Below are 16,301 nucleotides of genomic sequence, written 5' to 3' on the forward strand. Positions count from 1 at the left end.
ATTTAGATGAGAGGGAGGTTGTTTTGCTAATTTTACTTTAAATATAGTTACTTACCAGATTCCATAAGGATACTTTTTATCTTTAATAAAATCAGGAGTATCTCCATAGTATACATATCCATCTGGATGTCCTGTGACACCTTTGCACATATCGAGTTCTTTACCTGAAACAGTTATTATTTCTGTATCGATTAATGGGATATCTGAATGACCATATTGCCTCAGCCAGACGCGGACTTTCCCCTCAGGCGCCAGACCTATCAGCATCGTCTGCCGGTATGCATTTTTTCCTGGTTTCAGAACGTCATGGTAAGGGCTAATCATCTTTTCCCATGTATCCTGAGTGAAAAACAGAGTGGATTGGTAAGTTTTCTTATCAATTATTGAATCCCAGCAAAATATCATTATTTGCGGCAATCTGTCGGCTTGGTTAAATTGCGTATTTCCTGCTGAATTCTTTTCACTCCAGCGTCCTGTGCTGATACCCCGAGGTTGATCAATAGTCCGATATGTAGATGCATAGCCATCTATGTCCAGCAGCCTTAACAATGTTACCTGTGCCGGCAAAGATTTAGGCGTGGTAAAAGCAAAGTACCACCTCTCCCAGGGAGTTTTGAGACTGTCAGGCTGATCGCTGGTACAGGCGGTAACAGTACACACAAGCAATAAAAGCTGAATTGGTCTGGTGATTAACCTCATGATTTTCCTCCCTGCATATTCCACACAGCGCGAACCCAGCCGGGATTCGGACGATTGATATAAAAAAACAAATCAGATGATTTGACAGCGCCATAGATTGTTTTTACTTCCTTCCCGTCCAGCCAGACATCTTTAACAACTACAGGGTTCCAGTGAGCGGAGCAGTGAATATATTTCCCGATAGTTTCTAATTCAGATGAGGCAAACGGTGTCATCACACCACCATTTCTTACTATTTTTCCCTGGTCAATTGCTTTTTGGCACAACTGCTCAAGCTCAGTAGGAAGTTTCATATCTGGTGATAGTGGGTCGTAAGCCTTGAAAATGCCTCCAGCCTCCTGGGCAGCATCCAGCATTACCCGTAAACTCACTTTGCTCCAGTCATTAGTCACTACCCTCTCAATAGTTATTGCCGCCCCAACACGTTTTTGTAGGGTGCCACCACGTTTTTTATCCTCGTTGACCAGATAGTCATACCAGGTCTCTGTCTTTACCTCACCGCTCGGAATAATTGCACTTAGCCCTGGATTACTATTGAGATCGGATATTTCTGCCACTGAACGCCGATAGACATTGGTCATTTCAGAAGAAATACCTTCATTAACAGTTTCGTTCCGGGGTTCGGTCAGGTAAAGATATTCTTTTTCCCTCGGGTTATAGCCACCGCCGATATCTGAATGCACGCCTGGCAGGGCCAGTTCCGGCCACGATTCCCTGATGCTGTTAAGACTAAAGTTGTAGCGGCACTCATGCATCGCCGTAATTTGAAAGACTTTCTGTGCAATACCCGGAGGTAAATCCAGCTCAACGCCAGGGTTCACACCATTATGTACATCAAATAAATTACTTACCGTACCTACCGCGCACACAGTATCAAATAACCCCAGAAAGCGGGTTTCTCCTGCAGGTTTACCATGGTGATTTCGACCGCCCAGCCCTTTAGCTATTGCCAGCCGTATGGCTTTATCGTCGTTTCTTACACGGTTTACAAAGTGGCGGGCTGCTGCTGCTCCACGACTAAATCCAAAAACATCGAACTGAATTTTCTCAATTGCAAAATTTACTTCCTGGTTAAGCTCCAGGAATTTCGAAATTTGCTCAGTGATAAGAGCGACGCCTTCATCAGATTTATCAACTACGCCATAAAACCAGCCGCCTGTCGCCATACTTATCGAGCTATCGCTACTACCTCTGACAGTACCAATGCCCTGTACATAGACTGCTCGTTGATAAACTGCCTGCCCCTCAATCACTTCGTCATCGGTAGCGTAAAGCGTATTCAGCCAGTGGATATTAGAATAATACCCAATATAACTTCCGGCACTGCTGACATTCCAGCCCAGTTTCCTGGCGCAAGCTTTTGCATCTTCTGCCTTCATTCCAACATCAAGATGAGAACATGACTCCAGAATGCGGTTCTGAGTGTTAAATGTGTTGTTTCCCGTACCATCAAAGAAAACCCCAATAATAATTGTTATTCCTGGAACAGGCTTACGCTTACAGACAACTTTTTTCTCTGAAATGTTTACATCAGTAAAATGCTCGCATTCAGTGGCTTCCCATGCATGATAATCAGGCATAGTTATTTACTCCCTGCTACTGAATTGCCAGTGCCAAGGATCTCAATTTTTAATTTCCCAGGCATTGCGGTATATATCGGCAACGTCTTTCCGCTGTCATCTGACACTCCATGGAATACCTGCCCATCAGCAGTTGTTACCCTATATTCAGTCCGGGGGATAATATTGCCTGCTTCGTCAGTCAGGGAGTAAACACCGCCATAGCCTTTTTGAAATTCAGGAGCAGGAGTGTCTACAGAAGCTGCTCCCATTTTCTGCACATTGGCACATTTCAGCAGAATATTTCCCGGGCAGCCCAGTTCAATATTTCCGTCACTTAACCTGATGTAAGCACCGCCGCAGTTAATGACCAGTTCCGTTGTTGCTGTAATATTAATTTTACCTTCGGTGGTGGTTACGGTGACATCTTTCTTCGCTATAACGTCCAGCGCATCATCCTGCGCCTGGATTTCAACTTTTCCTTTCGCCGCAAATAGTTTCATACCAGCCTGACGTGCCAGCATACTGATGGCTTCACCTGCCGCTACCGTAAAGCGCTTTATCACGCTGATATCAGCATTTTTTTGCGCTACGATCCCTACGCTGGCGCTTCCCGAGGAGACGCGTACGCCTTCCGGACTGCTGATACTTATTCCCTGCGGTGCATTCAATACCATCCCTGGCTGTACCAGTTCTGTCAGTGCGTCTGTCATTAATTTCTGGCTTTGAATATCCGCTGGATATGCCTGTGCACCTTCTGCCGCACCTGACAGGCTTCTGGCAATACTCAACGCATGTTCAAGCTGTGCCTCAGCTTCTTTCATGGAGAGCATTTTATTGCTGCCATATGGCTGGCTGTCTGCACTGATGAATACACCGGCTCCGCCACGAACGGTTACCCACTTATCCGTCCGCAGTTCAGCCCCTTCACCACGAAGAACCCTGCTCGCGTCAACGTTATGCCCCAGATTCAGCTGCGTCTTCCCGCCATACTCCGTGCTGAGCTTGATGTGCTCCTCACCGCGCTTATCCTCCATGCGCAGCTTGTTAAGGCCCGCCGTACGGATAACATTGCGCGTGCTGTTTTTTTCAGTGACGTGATCGACATGCCTTGAATCGTGTAACGCATGCGCGATATAAGGCTGGTCCGGATCGCCTTCGCGGAACGCTATCGCTACCTCGGTGCCCTGTATCAGCGGGAAGTGGAAGCCGTACATATCGCCGCCGTACGGTTTCGCCAGGCGCACCGGCATGCTCTCCAGACCGCGCTCCCGGCTCTCCTCGTCGGCGTCAAATACCACGCGGTATAATCCCGCGGCATCCTGCCAGGCGTAGATATCGTTATCTTTTGCGCTGGTCACGCGCGCCGTCATGGTGCCGCTGACTTTTGGACGTTCAGGTAAATCGGGACGCCAGCAGAGAGTTTCACTATAGGGAACGGCGCTAAGCGTTACGCGCATTGCTGACTTTCTGCTGGCAACAAACCCCAGTCTGACCATAACAAGTGGATTGAGAAGCTGTTCCGGCAAAGAAGGGGGAATATTATTATCGGTTACAGTAATAACCTGCCCTGCAGCAAGGCCAGGATCGCTGCTTGTACCCACGATAACAGACTGAGCAGCCAGAAACCGTTCGTGATCGAGTTGCGCATAGAAGTTGGCGGTTTCTGCGGAGGGAAACATTTTATCGCCTGCCTGAAGATGTCGGGCGCGATAATGATAAGCCTTCCCGTAATTTATTTTGTCGCCATCCCCCCGCATCATATCTGCTTCTTCAGAACGCAAAATATACTGAGCTGTGCGATGATTATAATCTTTCGTCGTCACGCTTTTTTGTACAATATGATGCTGCTGGTTTAAGCCCCAGACTGAGTCGATGCCTCCATCCTCCATGCCTGAGGGTGTGGTGAACAGTAATACTTTTCCCGCTTCAAATGCTGCCTGACTATCGCCAAAATGAATAACCTCAGTACATACTTCTTCCTGCAACCGGAAATAGTAGAAAATTCCGACCTCAGCTAATATCCGCTGGATAAAAGCAAGGTCGCTTTCCTGATACTGATTAATTTGTTCACGCCTCGGATAATCCCGCTTCAGGCTGAATTGATATTGCCAGCTCTCCAGTCCATGCTCTGCTAATATCTGAGAAACGACTTCAGTAACGGATTTATTAACAAAAAAACGATGAGTGCGAAAGTTTTTATCAAGTAATGCAATGAAGGGTTTTATCTCCACTTCATACAAAACCTGATCGACGGAGCTTTGCAGGCGTCGAAAACCTGTGACAATGCCATGCACAGTTTTTCGCGTTTTCAAAGGCAGCATTTTATCCCGCGCACCTGGCATGTCGTACATATACAGCCAGATATGTTTACGTAGCACTTTCTGAGAAGGAATATTTGATTTGTCACTGGTAAACCTGATTGTATAGCGATAGATTTCACTCAACCCCTCCTGAGCATCAAATTCTTCGACATCCATTTGAAAGAGGCAATCAGGAATTTCCAGATGAAATCGATTGAGTGAAAGCGGAGAAGATTTAATGAGATTATTATAAGGGACCATTTATCCTCCATGATAAGATCAATTCCCACCGGGGGTGCCTGTGTGCTTTCATAGCCAGTGGAAAAACGCAGGTCAGCTAAAGTGTTTAAATAATTAAATTCCCGCATGAGAAAAAATTAATAGTGAATATCAAATTCATTATGCATTTTTTCAAAGCTATATTTAATCAATCTATAACCTGCGCATACCAGCGAAAATGAAATAACAATTATGACATAGCGATAATCGCTAGTTGAAAAGAAAACATACCAGATTGACATAACCAAACCTGTCGCCATGAGCATTGAGCCTATTGCCCTGACAACGAGTGATGCCAAAGTTAAGCCTATGCGTTTTATCAAAGAATTTTTCATGACTCCTCTTACCATACTCTCAGGCAGATAAAATTAACCTTTTAAACCATTAAAAAAATGTCTACATAACTCGTCAAACTCAGGAGGGTTTTCTTTATGTATATTGCAGGCTCTTTCAAAGGGAGCAACAGTATCTTTAACAATAAAATAGAGTAAATCCAGATTACCCATGCGTCTTAGTCTGGAGTAAATGACCGGATTAGCTGACTCAAGATTTCTTGATGTATAAATTGCTCTCGATGCTTCGCTACCAAGGTATAATAGTGAGCCAATTATCGTGCCAGCGAATATAGCATTTGTAGCATTAGCTGTCAGAGCACGTCCCAGATTGACACCTGTCAGATGGGAGAGAGACAATCGGCCCATAATATTAACGCCAGTTTTGTCTGCAACATCCCTTACCTTTTCAAAATTAATTCTTGAAGTAAAATCATCAATAAAAACGCTGACGATTTTCTCAACAACCTCTTTCCTGAAAACGCCCCGCTTAACTAACTCTGCTATCCGATATTTATCGTTACTGTTATTTCTGCGATGTTCAGTATCTATGTAATCATAACTCAGGTAAGCCATGCTTACCGAAAAAGAAATAAATCCTTTGTTGAAATTCACCAATAGTCCTGAGTCATCAAGATTAATCGCATCAAGCATATCTCTGGCAATCTTTTTTGTACTGTCCATAAGTTACTATTCTCTAAACACCAGCACGAAACCTTCATCTTCTGTCCACGTCATAGATAGCTGCTGCGGACAAGAGCCCGCCGCCTGCCAGGCGAGGATTTGCCTGCTCACAACCGGCAAAATCTGCTGGCTGAGCAGGCTGTCAACGTTGCGCGCGCCGGTATCCGGCAGCAGGCAGGCGGCGGTGAGGGCATCACAGAGCGCGTCTGTGATATCCGTATGCAGGCCGTAGTGACGCTGCAGGCGCTCTCTGACCTTCTCAAGCTTCGTTTCAACGATGATACGCATCGTGTCACGGCTCAGCGGGCGGTAAATTACCGTCTGGAAGCGTGCCAGCAGTGCCGGCTGGAAATGGTCGCGGATAATCGGGCGCAGCAGTTGCTGCAGATCCGCCTCGCTGGCGTCCGGCTGTTCACTGAGCAACCGCATTAGCGCGTCGCTGCCGAGATTGGAGGTCATCAGGATAACCGTATTGCGGAAATCAATTTCCCGTCCCTCGCCGTCGCGCATAAAGCCCCGGTCAAATACCTGATAAAACAGGTTAACCACGTCGCGGTGCGCTTTCTCCACCTCATCAAGCAGGATCACACTATACGGGTGCTGGCGCACTGCTTCGGTCAGTACGCCGCCCTGACCATAGCCCACGTAGCCCGGCGGTGAGCCCTTGAGCTGGCTCACCGTATGCGCCTCCTGGTACTCGGAGAGATTAATGGTGATCAGCGACTTTTCGCCGCCGTACAGCGTGTCAGCCAGCGCCAGCGCCGTCTCTGTCTTACCAGTTCCGCTGGTGCCCACCAGCAGAAACACGCCCAGCGGGCCGTTCTCAGCGGTCAGCCCGGTTTTCGACGCCCGCAGTCGCTGTGCGATGGCATTCAGCGCTGCCGGCTGGCCTGCCACGCGGGTTTCCAGCGTCTTTTCCAGTGTCAGCAGCGCCGTCTGCTCATTCTTCATTAAGGAAGAGATCGGTACGCCGGTCCAGTCGGCAATGACGCCCGCTACCGTACGCGCGTCTACGTCCAGCGTGATCAGCGGCTCACCCTGCTGCAGCGTCTGCAGGGCAGAGTGTAACGTGCCACGCCTGACGTTCTGCGTCGCGTCCTGACGACAGGCCAGCAGCGTCTCCATCATTTCGCGCTCGGCCTGGTAACGCAGCTCCAGCTGTTCAAGGCGTTCCTCAGCGCGGGCCAGCTCGCTTAGAATGTCATGCATGCGCCCTGCCTGGACGGGACCGCCCAGCGCTTCATCATCCAGAATGGCGCGTTTTTCAACGTTCAGCGCGTCCGTGCGGGCACGTAACCGCGTGATGGCTTCCGGCACCGTATCCTGACTCATACGTACGCGGGCGCTCGCGGTATCCAGCAGGTCTACTGCCTTATCAGGCAGCTGTCGTCCGGTCAGGTAACGCCGGGAAAGCGTAACGGCCGCGCGGACGGCGGCATCGCTAATATGTACGTCATGATGCTCTGCGTAACGCGATTTCAGGCCTCTGAGCATCAGGCAGGCGGTTTCATCATCCGGTTCATCAACTTTTACCCTCTGAAAACGACGTTCCAGCGCGGCGTCCTTTTCGAAGTACTGCTTGTACTCGCTCCAGGTGGTAGCCGCGATGGTACGTAGCTCGCCACGCGCCAGCGCGGGTTTGAGCAGGTTAGCCGCATCTGCGCCACCGGCCTGATTACCGGCACCGATGAGGGTGTGCGCTTCGTCAATGAATAGCAGCACCGGTTGCTCCGTCTGCTGTATCTCAGTAATGATGGTTTTGAGGCGCTGCTCAAACTCGCCCTTTACGCCCGCCCCCGCCTGCAGCATACCGAGGTCAAGCGTGCGCACGCTGACCCTGCTAAGACTCTCCGGCACGTTGCCTTCGGCAATGCGCAGCGCCAGTCCTTCCACCAGCGCAGTTTTGCCCACGCCCGGCTCGCCCACCAGAATCGGGTTGTTCTTGCGGCGGCGGGAGAGAATATCCACCATCTGGCGGATTTCATTATCGCGCCCGTATACCGGGTCGATCTTGCCGTCGCGCGCATCAGCAGTCATGTCGCGGGTAAAGCGGAGCAGCGCCTCTGAGACAGCGGATTTTTTTTCTCCGGTAAGATCGGACGGCTGAACGGTGATATCCGGTATACGCTGAGGCTCCGCCTGGCTTTCATCCGATTGCGCATCCAGCAGCGGGCGCAGCGACGTTATCCGGGGCCGATCCAGGGTAAGAACCGGCCAGAGTGCAGCACAGCACATCAGCCCGTGATGATCGGCCATGGCGAGCAGCAGGTGCAGGCTGCGGATACGCTCCTCCCCGGCCATCGAGGCAGCCAGCCAGGCCTCCTTCAGCAGATGGTGCAGGCGGGCCGACAGCGCTGGCCGGCCACACACCTGACGTGGCCGATCGTTGAGAAAGCTCAGCAGATCCTGCCAGACGTCATCCATGTCCCACTCGTAGCGACGTGCGATGACCGTGATGTCCCCTTCTCCCTGCTCCAGCAGTTTAAGCAGCCAGTGCTCAGGTAATATTTCTGCATGTGCGCGGATCTGGCACAGTGAGGCAGCGGCCTCCAGCGCACGCGCGCAGAAAGGGTTAAGCCGGCGCAGCAGCGCTGCAGACGCATGTTCCATATATTTTCTCTCCGTTTCAGGCACGCTACCGCCCCTGGCCGTTCACCGAGGCCCATAAGGCTTAAAAACAGGATTGGCTGAGCGCTGGTGTAAAAACGCTCACTGAACGTGGCGACAGGTGTCGCCACAGGGGGGTTAAAAACTGTGGCCGGGGTGCTCTCTTTTATTGATATCAATTGGCCGGGTGACGCTGTTATCCAGAATGACGTGCCAGCAGGAGCTGCCCGTATCCGGTTGCAGTGTCATATGCCAGCGGGCATCACCGCCGCCATTTGGCCCCGCTTTCCGGTGTGGTCCGGCAATCACCTTGAGCGTACCGCTGCAATAAGCATCATTAGCTGGGAATCGATGGCACACGCTTTTTCAATCAGGCGTTCCGTATAGTTCTTGCTGAAACGCGGATCCTTCTGCCAGTTGGTTGCCCAGTTAGCGAGATGCGACATAACGCCTCCATTTGCAGGTGCTCAGAGCACAACGCCCTGAGCAGAGTGAATCAGTTACGCGGTAGCGCGTTCGTTCCAGGAATCGGAGTGGATGATGTTGCCTTCTTTATAGGTCCAGGTGATCTTTTCGTAGCGCAGCTCAACGTGCTCCAGATGGTTGTGCTTCTCCTTTGCCGGATCTTTGGTGTCGTGCATCACCGGATTCACCTTCACCACCTTCACGTTCTCAAGCTTTGTGTTGAAGTACTCAACTTCCTGACCCGCGTCGTTGATGCGATACCATTTGAACTCCGCCGATTTCAGAGTCTGTCCGGTGGTTACCGCTTTATAGAGATACGGGCTTGACGCGTCGATTTCTTTAGTGAGCAGAAAGGGCGTATGAATACGGGTGCCGGTCAGCTTGCCGGTATTGTTGTCGGTAGGGATGTACAGGTTATGCTCCTGCGCCACCACCTCAATGCTGCCCTCGCGACTCTTCACATCTACAGACCCTTTGATGTCCGCTCCGCCATCATTCTTCAGCCACAGATAAACCGGAATTGCCATGGTATTGCTCCTTTTCAGATTGAGAATGGCCATCATCCTGCGATGACCGGGTGGGTCCGTCCGCTACGTGACAGGCGTCAGCCTGCGGTACCAGACTGATTTCGACGCGACGGTTACGCGTGCGCCCCGCCGCCGTGTTGTTGGCGGCAAGCGGGCGGTCATGACCGTAGCCCTGCACCGCAAAACAGCTCTCCGGCACGTCGCCGGTATCGCGCATCCAGTTGCGTACGGCTTCGGCGCGTCTCAGTGAAAGCAGCTGATTACCCTGTGCACTGCCGGTGCTGTCGGTGTGACCGGCTATCACAATCAGCCAGCCGGGCCGGGCCTTAATATTCACCAGCGCATTGATCAGCACCTTGCCGGAACCCGCTTTTAGCGTTGCCCTGCCCGATTCAAATAGCGACAGGCTGTCAAGGCGCACCGTTTCTGGCCCCTGTACGACCTGCCGGATAACCGGGGCCGGCGGCGGGGGCGGTGCCCAGCGGTGTATGGCCGCATTCACCGGTGCGGTCAGCCGCATGCCCTGATAGAGCCCCATACCAAACCGCATCGGCTCACCGCTGCGCTGCCACTCATCCAGCAGCGCGCGATCGCGGATAAGCGCATTGCGCGCAAGGGTTTTCGCCGCCATGGCGTCATCAGGCAGGCTGCGCCACAGGTCAAGGTGATCGGTCACGCTGCGTATGAGGCGCTGGTTGTGAATGAAAGAAAAAAGCATGGCGAGTGCCAGAAACAGACCCAGCATCAGGCCAGCTATGCGCAATTTGCGTAGCCAGCGGCTGATACCCGGCCGCCGCGCCAGGCCGGACAGAAGGCGATCCGGCAGCGGTAGTGAAAGCGGGGATTCGTTGTTTTCAGATGAAAGCGTGGTCAGCCCGGCAACATGCTGCTGCCACAGGTTGTCCGCCAGCGCCGGCGATGGCGTCAGGCAGAGACCGATCTGGCAGGGGCGCGCTGAGTGCGAAGCGGCAAGCTGCCCCGCATACCACTGCATCACGCTTTGCAGCCTGAGCGCGTGGTGAACAGAGTGCGCATCCTGTGCTGCCCATTCACTCAGTGAAAGGCGGGCACGTTTGTCCGGATGAAACTGCAGCTCTGGATGGTCGGCCGTCAGGCTGAACCAGTATGTGCCGCTATCCCCGGACGAATTCCATATCACCGTCCGGAGCGGCGGCAGTCCGTTCAGCACGCGGCGGCACTGCAGAAATGCCCGCAGCCACGCGCACTGCTGCTGTGTAAATATCTCTGCGGAGGTGTGCAGTCCGGGGACGATTGCCAGCATTACTGACAGCTGCGGCATCAGTGACGGAGAGTGAAGAGCCAGCCGTTCCGCCAGCGCGGATAGCTCACCGGGCTGGCGAACGTTCAGATACCATCCCTGCCCGCTCTCATGGTGGTCCCGATCGCCAAACAGCAGCGCGGTGTCTCCTGTCACGAGGATCACCGGCCGGCGCCAGGTGTCAGGTGGCAGGCTGGCATCTGCAGCAGAGTGACTGTCAGAGGTGGACCGCTGCAACCGCCACAGAATAAACGCAGATACCAGCAGTATCAGTCCGCAGAACATCGCCCTGTTCAGCGGCTTCAGACCCCAGTACTCCACTACCAGCAGCAGGGCAAGTCCGCTCCCCAGCAGCACCAGGCCCTGACGTGAATCGGGTCGGAACATTACTGAGCCCCTGCAATGTGCGAGACCATATCTGCCAGCGCTGACTCCAGCACGAACCAGAGTCCGGCGAGCAGCATTACGGCCACTCCCCAGCTCAGCCAGTAAACGCGGCGTCCGGTGCGCAGACCTGCGGGCCGGATAACCAGCGGTGCATCTTCCGGCAGCGTAAACGGCGGCACCCGCGCAGCCAGCGCATTCACCACATCCTCACGGCGTTCATCATCCTGAGCGCGATAGTGCCCGACGAAACCCAGCTGCAGCGTGCGGTAAAAGCAGGTCAGAACAGCGATCTCCGGCGCTGGCTCATGCAGCACGGTACGGATGCGATCCCATAACGCTTCCCCGCCGTTCAGGGAGCCAAAAAAACGCACCTGCAGCGGGTCACGGCTCCAGCGAGCCCAGCCATCATCCTGAACTCCCCGGTTCAGTACCGCCTCATCCAGCAACACGCAGAAGGCATATAACATATGGTCGCAGCTGGCCTCGCTGACTCCGGCCTCTGACAGCGCTTCACGGGCTGACTTTACCCAGTTAACCGCCTCGCGATAGAGCGCGTCCCCGTTTTCAATTTGCTGCCCGCCTCGCAGCTGGCTCACCATCAGCCAGCCCTGAAAAAAGCGTTGCTCCGTCAGCCTGTTAAGATTATTCATGAGCGCAGCACCGCGTAGAGTTCCAGCTTCAGCTCACCCAGCGACTCCGGGGTATAAAAAGTACAGCCGCCGGAGGCAAGCATCGCCTTCGCCGCATCCGTTGAAAGATCCAGCGCAAAGTACTGGTTCTCAAGGCGCAGCGGAATAGCTGCAGGCACATGGGGTAGCGGCCGGATGGTCATACCGCTCAGGGCAATATTCACCACTTCAGAAACGTCAGCGTGGCTGCCAGCCTTGCACAGCAGCGGAAAACGCGCCTGAAGTTCGTGATTTGGCAGAGATGATCGAACAGAGAGATAAAAATCTGCCCCTTCGCGCAAACGGGCATCGTGCAGCTTTCCTTTCCACAGTACGCCCTGATTATCCAGCTCAATCGCGATAACGCGGGAAGGCAGACTCGCCTCCAGCAGCGTGTCCAGTAGCATAAAGAGCGGCGGGAAAACCTGCTCCGGCAGCTCATGCCGGTAGCGTGGGATCTCCTCCGGCGTATTGCTGAGGGAAAACGTCAGCAGGCTGCCTGCCAGCCGCACCAGCTCGCGATAAAGCAGTTCAGGATGACGTGACGGCGCGTGGTGCAGCTCTGTCAGTACCGGATCGGCGCTGTTTAGCGCATTCAGCAGCCAGAACAGGGAAACGTCGGACACGGCAAAGTCCGCCATACGCTCATTGCTTTCGCGGCGCAGCTGCATCAGATGCTGACGCCGCGCCTGCAGGCGGTGCAGCAGGTCACCCAGCCCCGTAACCAGCGCCGGACAGGCAGTCAGTGCCAGCATGGGCGGGATAAACGCCGCGTCGCGCACCCACTCTCCCTGCGCATTGCGCTTAAGACGGGCTACCGGACAGGTCAGATACGCGGCGTTTTCCTGATGCGCCAGCCGCAGCCGCAGGGCATAACGCTGCACCGCAATCTCCGTGATCTCATGACCGGCCAGTTCCTGCACGCGCTCCCGGGCGGCGATCCAGCGGCGCGGACGCTCGCTTTCGGCATCGTTGACCAGATTACCGCCGCTTGCGTTGATGAGCGGTAATGCCAGCACCACCTCCACACAATCCCGATCTGTGACGTTCGTTAAGTCACAGACTGGCGGAAGCGCATCAGCCAGGCGGGTATCAACCAGCGTGCCATCGGTAAAGCGGACGGCAATGCGCGTCGCATTCAGTTTTGAGAGTGCCAGTGCGCCGTCATCGAACTCTGCACACAGCACCCCCCATGGATGGGCCAGCGTCATCCCTGCGACAGTGCCGGCCACGTGCGCGTCCCACATCGCCTGCTGCTGGAACTGCTGCGGCGTCAGAAACGCGCCCTCTTCCCATAACGGACGGTAAATTTTCATTCCGGATGGCCGCCTTACGCTTTCGCTTTTGGCATCCGGGATACCAGTGACAGGTTGACGTCCATGCCTTCCACCTGAAAGTGCGGCACCGCAAACAGCTTCACGCGGAAGAAGCCTGGATTGTCCTCAATGTCTTCCACTACCACTTTTGCTTCACGCAGCGGGTGCGAAGCCTGCAGTGCATCGCCAGGATTTGTCATCTCCGTCACCAGCGTTTTTATCCAGTTATTGAGCTCCAGCTCCAGCAGGCGACGATCTTTGGTGGTTCCGATGTTCTCGCGCTGAATCAGCTTCAGGTAGTGCGCAATACGCGACAGCAGGAAGATATAGGGCAGGCGGGCATTGATACGGCTGTTTGCCGTAGCGTCAGCCGTGTCATACAGCGCCGGTTTCTGCGTGGAGTTTGCCGAGAAGAAGCAGGCGTAGTCGCGATTCTTATAGTACGAGAGCGGAATAAAGCCGAGGTTCGCAAACTCAAACTCGCGGGTTTCCGGGATCATCACCTCTGACGGGATTTTCACCTGGCTGCCGGTGCCGAGATCATAAAGATGAATAGGCAGGTCATCTACTGCGCCGCCCGCCTGCGGACCGCGAATTTGTACGCACCAGCCGTTGCTGATGAAACTTCTCACCATATTTGCGGCAAAAGCGAACGCGGCGTTTACCCACAGATATTTCTCGTGGTCCGGTCCTTTCACCTCCTCCGCGTAGTTAAAACTGCGTACCGGCATGGTGTCGGGGCCCCAGGGCAGACGACCCAGCACGCGCGGCATGGTCAGGCCGATATAGCGGGCATCATCGGTTTCGCGGAAAGATTTCCACCTGATGTACTCAGCGCGATCAAAGTAGTTGCCGATATCCTTAATGGCCGCGACCTCTTCCATGGAGTCTTTCAGGAAGAACGCCGGACCTGCTGAACCGATAAACGGCATATGCGCAGAGGCAGCCACTTTAGAGATGTTGCGCAGCAGCGCGATATCCTGTGCGGATGCATCAAACTCATAGGCTGAAATGACTGCCCCAATCGGCTCACCGCCTGGCATATCGTATTCAGCAACGTAGGTCTGCAAATAGAGACCGCTCTGGACTATTTCCGGCGCATCTTCAAAGTCCTGGCGCAGGTCATCTTTCGATATGTCCAGCACGTCGAGCTTTACGTTCTGACGAAAATCGGTTTTATCTACCAGAGATTTAAGGCCGCGCCACACCGACTCAACCTTCTGAAACGCCTCATGGTGCATCACTGCATCCAGCTGACGGCTAATCTGCGCATCAAGCTCAGCAATGTGGTGATCCAGCAGATGCTTGTCGAGTTTCTCAACCTGTGTGTTGCTGCTTTTCAGACGGGTAAGCAGCACCTGTATGGCCGCGGTAACGCGCTCATCGGCCGAGGCGTCTGACAGCGCCTGACTATCCTGCCAGACGTTCAGATCGCTGAGTTCAGAGACCGGATTGAGATTAATTTTATCAAACAGCGAGGCGTAAACGCCCTCCGCTGCCGGGCGCTGCGGCACGGCGGCACTGCCCGCAGACAGGGTTTCATTCTGAACTGACATCAGGATTGTCTCTCGTATTAGTCCGTTAAGGGGAGAATTCAGTCGTGGTTACTGGCGAGGGCAGAAAGCTCGCTGCGCAGTTCACGGCTCAGGGCCGGATCTCTGAGAATGGTTTCAAACTCTTTGCGAAAGGTCGCATTGTCGAGCAGGTTGGATTTCAGATCGCGCAGCAGGTTGCGCATGGCCAGCATCACATTGAGCTGCGGGATTTGACGGGCAACCTGTTCCGGCTCGAAGTCCTTCATGCTGCGAAATGTCAGGCTGACCTGTTGTTCGCTACCGTCAGCGGCGACGGCGTCTGGTACAGCGTAATGTACCGCAGGTGAAAACTCGCTCAGCACGCTGTCAAAGTTGTTTTTGTTGACGCTGATTTTTTCGCGTTCAGAAACTACACGCTTATCTCTGCCGTTGCTGAAATCGCCTGTCACCAGCAGTTTCAGCGGCAGCTCAGTTTTCTTCTGTGTCCCGCCGGTATGCAGGTCAAGGCGCAGATTAATACGTGCTTTAGGGATCTCGTTTTGATAAGAATTGCTCATATTTACTCCTGTAAAAATGGCGAAAAAAACAGATAACCCCTCTGCTTCCTTAGGGGTATGGCGTGAATATAAAATAGGCCGGATTAATAAATCAACCGCATGGGTTAAATTCTTATAATTGATTTATATAGAAAAAAAGCGAAAATTCGACTTAAGTCATTGAAATTGATTTTTAAAACATTGTTCAGATTTATCTGAAAATTAATCGATTGTATTTTTCACTCCGCCAGGTTATGAGACCTCTGCGCAGTTAACTTGATCAGCATCTTTTAACTGTTGTTTTATGGAACAGTTCCTCGATGTAATTAACAAGCAGGTAAAACCAGACGCTTTTAATCGCGCTCCATACCGCACACCTGCCAGCGCACCGCACTGACGCCCTTCTCCAGGCTGATGCGGCTGACAAGATTTTCCAGCTGCTGGGTCAGATTGGGCTTACCCAGCACTTCGGCGCTGACCATCATGCGCTGCGAGCTGTCGATATCTTCACTCTGCAGCGACTGCAGGCGCAGATCGCTGTTGCCTAAACTGTGCAGCATCAGGCTGCGTACCTGCACCTCATCCTGCGCCAGGCAGGTGATCTGCACCGTATAGTGCTGCACCGCTTCGGCGGCCGGCACCAGCGTCTGACGGTTGATGCTCCGCGTCAGTTCGCGCAGCAGAATGTTAGCGCACAGGATGATCAGGGTGCCGATAGCCGCCTCCAGCAGCAGCCCCATGCTGCACAGCACCCCTACTGCCGCCGTGCACCAGAGCGTGGCAGCGGTGTTGAGTCCGCGCACGTTCAGGCCATCACGCATAATCACGCCGCCACCGAGAAAGCCGATGCCAGAGACCACGTAGGCGGCGATGCGCGATGCGTCATGGGCAATACCAGGTACGCTCTGCGTCATCAGTACAAACAGGCAGGCACCGGTGCTGACCAGCGCGTTGGTGCGCAGGCCGGTCATGCGCTGCCGCAACTGGCGTTCGCTGCCGATCAGCGCACCCAGAATCAGTGCTGCAGTCACCCGCAGCAGGAAAATTTTCCAGTCCATTTTATCCTCCGCATTTCAGCAGACGCTGACAACAGCTCAGAATGAAAGAATGGATCGCAGCGGGCGA

The 16,301-nt window shown here is 53.5% G+C and carries 13 protein-coding genes; all 13 read right to left on the bottom strand.

Annotated elements, in window-relative coordinates; translation table 11 throughout:
• Positions 1 to 51 precede the first annotated feature (51 nt).
• Positions 52 to 699 carry a DUF2931 family protein gene (locus B4056_RS01685; RefSeq protein ID WP_288653648.1) on the bottom strand — a complete coding sequence of 216 codons (648 nt, stop codon included), beginning with the start codon at positions 697 to 699 and terminating at the stop codon, positions 52 to 54.
• Complete coding sequence (locus B4056_RS01690; protein ID WP_288653649.1) at positions 696 to 2,279, bottom strand: T6SS phospholipase effector Tle1-like catalytic domain-containing protein; 1,584 nt, start codon at positions 2,277 to 2,279, stop codon at positions 696 to 698. The genes B4056_RS01685 and B4056_RS01690 overlap by 4 nt, the downstream gene beginning before the upstream one ends.
• 2 nt (positions 2,280 to 2,281) lie before the next feature.
• Positions 2,282 to 4,822 (bottom strand): type VI secretion system Vgr family protein, encoded by a 2,541-nt coding sequence (locus B4056_RS01695; RefSeq protein WP_288653650.1) that lies wholly within the window; start codon positions 4,820 to 4,822, stop codon positions 2,282 to 2,284.
• Positions 4,823 to 5,208: 386 nt separating this feature from the next.
• Positions 5,209 to 5,856, bottom strand: coding sequence for a hypothetical protein (locus tag B4056_RS01700; RefSeq protein ID WP_288653653.1), 648 nt, complete (start codon positions 5,854 to 5,856; stop codon positions 5,209 to 5,211).
• Between the two features lie 6 nt (positions 5,857 to 5,862).
• Positions 5,863 to 8,466 (bottom strand): type VI secretion system ATPase TssH, encoded by a 2,604-nt coding sequence (tssH, locus tag B4056_RS01705; RefSeq protein ID WP_150034706.1) that lies wholly within the window; start codon positions 8,464 to 8,466, stop codon positions 5,863 to 5,865.
• 302 nt (positions 8,467 to 8,768) lie between these two features.
• Positions 8,769 to 8,909: a hypothetical protein gene (locus B4056_RS01710; protein WP_158086428.1), complete on the bottom strand. Its 141-nt coding sequence runs from the start codon at positions 8,907 to 8,909 to the stop codon at positions 8,769 to 8,771.
• Between the two features lie 54 nt (positions 8,910 to 8,963).
• Positions 8,964 to 9,455, bottom strand: a complete 492-nt coding sequence (locus B4056_RS01715; RefSeq protein WP_113655529.1) for an Hcp family type VI secretion system effector — start codon at positions 9,453 to 9,455, stop codon at positions 8,964 to 8,966.
• A complete protein-coding gene (locus B4056_RS01720; RefSeq protein ID WP_190289155.1) occupies positions 9,421 to 11,121 on the bottom strand; it encodes an OmpA family protein in 1,701 nt (566 codons plus the stop codon). The genes B4056_RS01715 and B4056_RS01720 overlap by 35 nt, the downstream gene beginning before the upstream one ends.
• Complete coding sequence (gene tssL / locus B4056_RS01725) at positions 11,121 to 11,771, bottom strand: type VI secretion system protein TssL, short form (RefSeq protein WP_094111007.1); 651 nt, start codon at positions 11,769 to 11,771, stop codon at positions 11,121 to 11,123. The genes B4056_RS01720 and tssL overlap by 1 nt, the downstream gene beginning before the upstream one ends.
• The gene (tssK, locus tag B4056_RS01730) at positions 11,768 to 13,105 is read right to left on the bottom strand and encodes a type VI secretion system baseplate subunit TssK (RefSeq protein WP_094111008.1); all 1,338 of its coding nucleotides are present in this window, start codon (positions 13,103 to 13,105) and stop codon (positions 11,768 to 11,770) included. The genes tssL and tssK overlap by 4 nt, the downstream gene beginning before the upstream one ends.
• A 14-nt stretch (positions 13,106 to 13,119) precedes the next feature.
• The gene (gene tssC / locus B4056_RS01735; RefSeq protein WP_288653657.1) at positions 13,120 to 14,661 is read right to left on the bottom strand and encodes a type VI secretion system contractile sheath large subunit; all 1,542 of its coding nucleotides are present in this window, start codon (positions 14,659 to 14,661) and stop codon (positions 13,120 to 13,122) included.
• Between the two features lie 38 nt (positions 14,662 to 14,699).
• On the bottom strand, positions 14,700 to 15,197 hold the full coding sequence (gene tssB, locus B4056_RS01740) for a type VI secretion system contractile sheath small subunit (protein WP_094111010.1): 498 nt from the start codon (positions 15,195 to 15,197) through the stop codon (positions 14,700 to 14,702).
• Positions 15,198 to 15,529: 332 nt separating this feature from the next.
• Entirely contained in the window at positions 15,530 to 16,234 is a 705-nt protein-coding gene (locus B4056_RS01745; protein WP_039380478.1) for an MgtC/SapB family protein, read from the bottom strand.
• Positions 16,235 to 16,301 lie beyond the last annotated feature (67 nt).

It is taken from the genome of Pantoea sp. UBA7232 (genome assembly GCF_002473195.1).
In the GTDB taxonomy this organism is placed as follows: domain Bacteria; phylum Pseudomonadota; class Gammaproteobacteria; order Enterobacterales; family Enterobacteriaceae; genus Pantoea; species Pantoea eucrina.

Excerpts from the sequence above, each read along its gene's own strand:
- B4056_RS01685 (WP_288653648.1), bottom strand. The coding sequence starts at position 699 with ATGAGGTTAATCACCAGACCAATTCAGCTTTTATTGCTTGTGTGTACT.
- B4056_RS01690 (WP_288653649.1), bottom strand. The coding sequence starts at position 2,279 with ATGCCTGATTATCATGCATGGGAAGCCACTGAATGCGAGCATTTTACT.
- B4056_RS01695 (WP_288653650.1), bottom strand. The coding sequence starts at position 4,822 with ATGGTCCCTTATAATAATCTCATTAAATCTTCTCCGCTTTCACTCAAT.
- B4056_RS01700 (WP_288653653.1), bottom strand. The coding sequence starts at position 5,856 with ATGGACAGTACAAAAAAGATTGCCAGAGATATGCTTGATGCGATTAAT.
- tssH (WP_150034706.1), bottom strand. The coding sequence starts at position 8,466 with ATGGAACATGCGTCTGCAGCGCTGCTGCGCCGGCTTAACCCTTTCTGC.
- B4056_RS01710 (WP_158086428.1), bottom strand. The coding sequence starts at position 8,909 with ATGTCGCATCTCGCTAACTGGGCAACCAACTGGCAGAAGGATCCGCGT.
- B4056_RS01715 (WP_113655529.1), bottom strand. The coding sequence starts at position 9,455 with ATGGCAATTCCGGTTTATCTGTGGCTGAAGAATGATGGCGGAGCGGAC.
- B4056_RS01720 (WP_190289155.1), bottom strand. The coding sequence starts at position 11,121 with ATGTTCCGACCCGATTCACGTCAGGGCCTGGTGCTGCTGGGGAGCGGA.
- tssL (WP_094111007.1), bottom strand. The coding sequence starts at position 11,771 with ATGAATAATCTTAACAGGCTGACGGAGCAACGCTTTTTTCAGGGCTGG.
- tssK (WP_094111008.1), bottom strand. The coding sequence starts at position 13,105 with ATGAAAATTTACCGTCCGTTATGGGAAGAGGGCGCGTTTCTGACGCCG.
- tssC (WP_288653657.1), bottom strand. The coding sequence starts at position 14,661 with ATGTCAGTTCAGAATGAAACCCTGTCTGCGGGCAGTGCCGCCGTGCCG.
- tssB (WP_094111010.1), bottom strand. The coding sequence starts at position 15,197 with ATGAGCAATTCTTATCAAAACGAGATCCCTAAAGCACGTATTAATCTG.
- B4056_RS01745 (WP_039380478.1), bottom strand. The coding sequence starts at position 16,234 with ATGGACTGGAAAATTTTCCTGCTGCGGGTGACTGCAGCACTGATTCTG.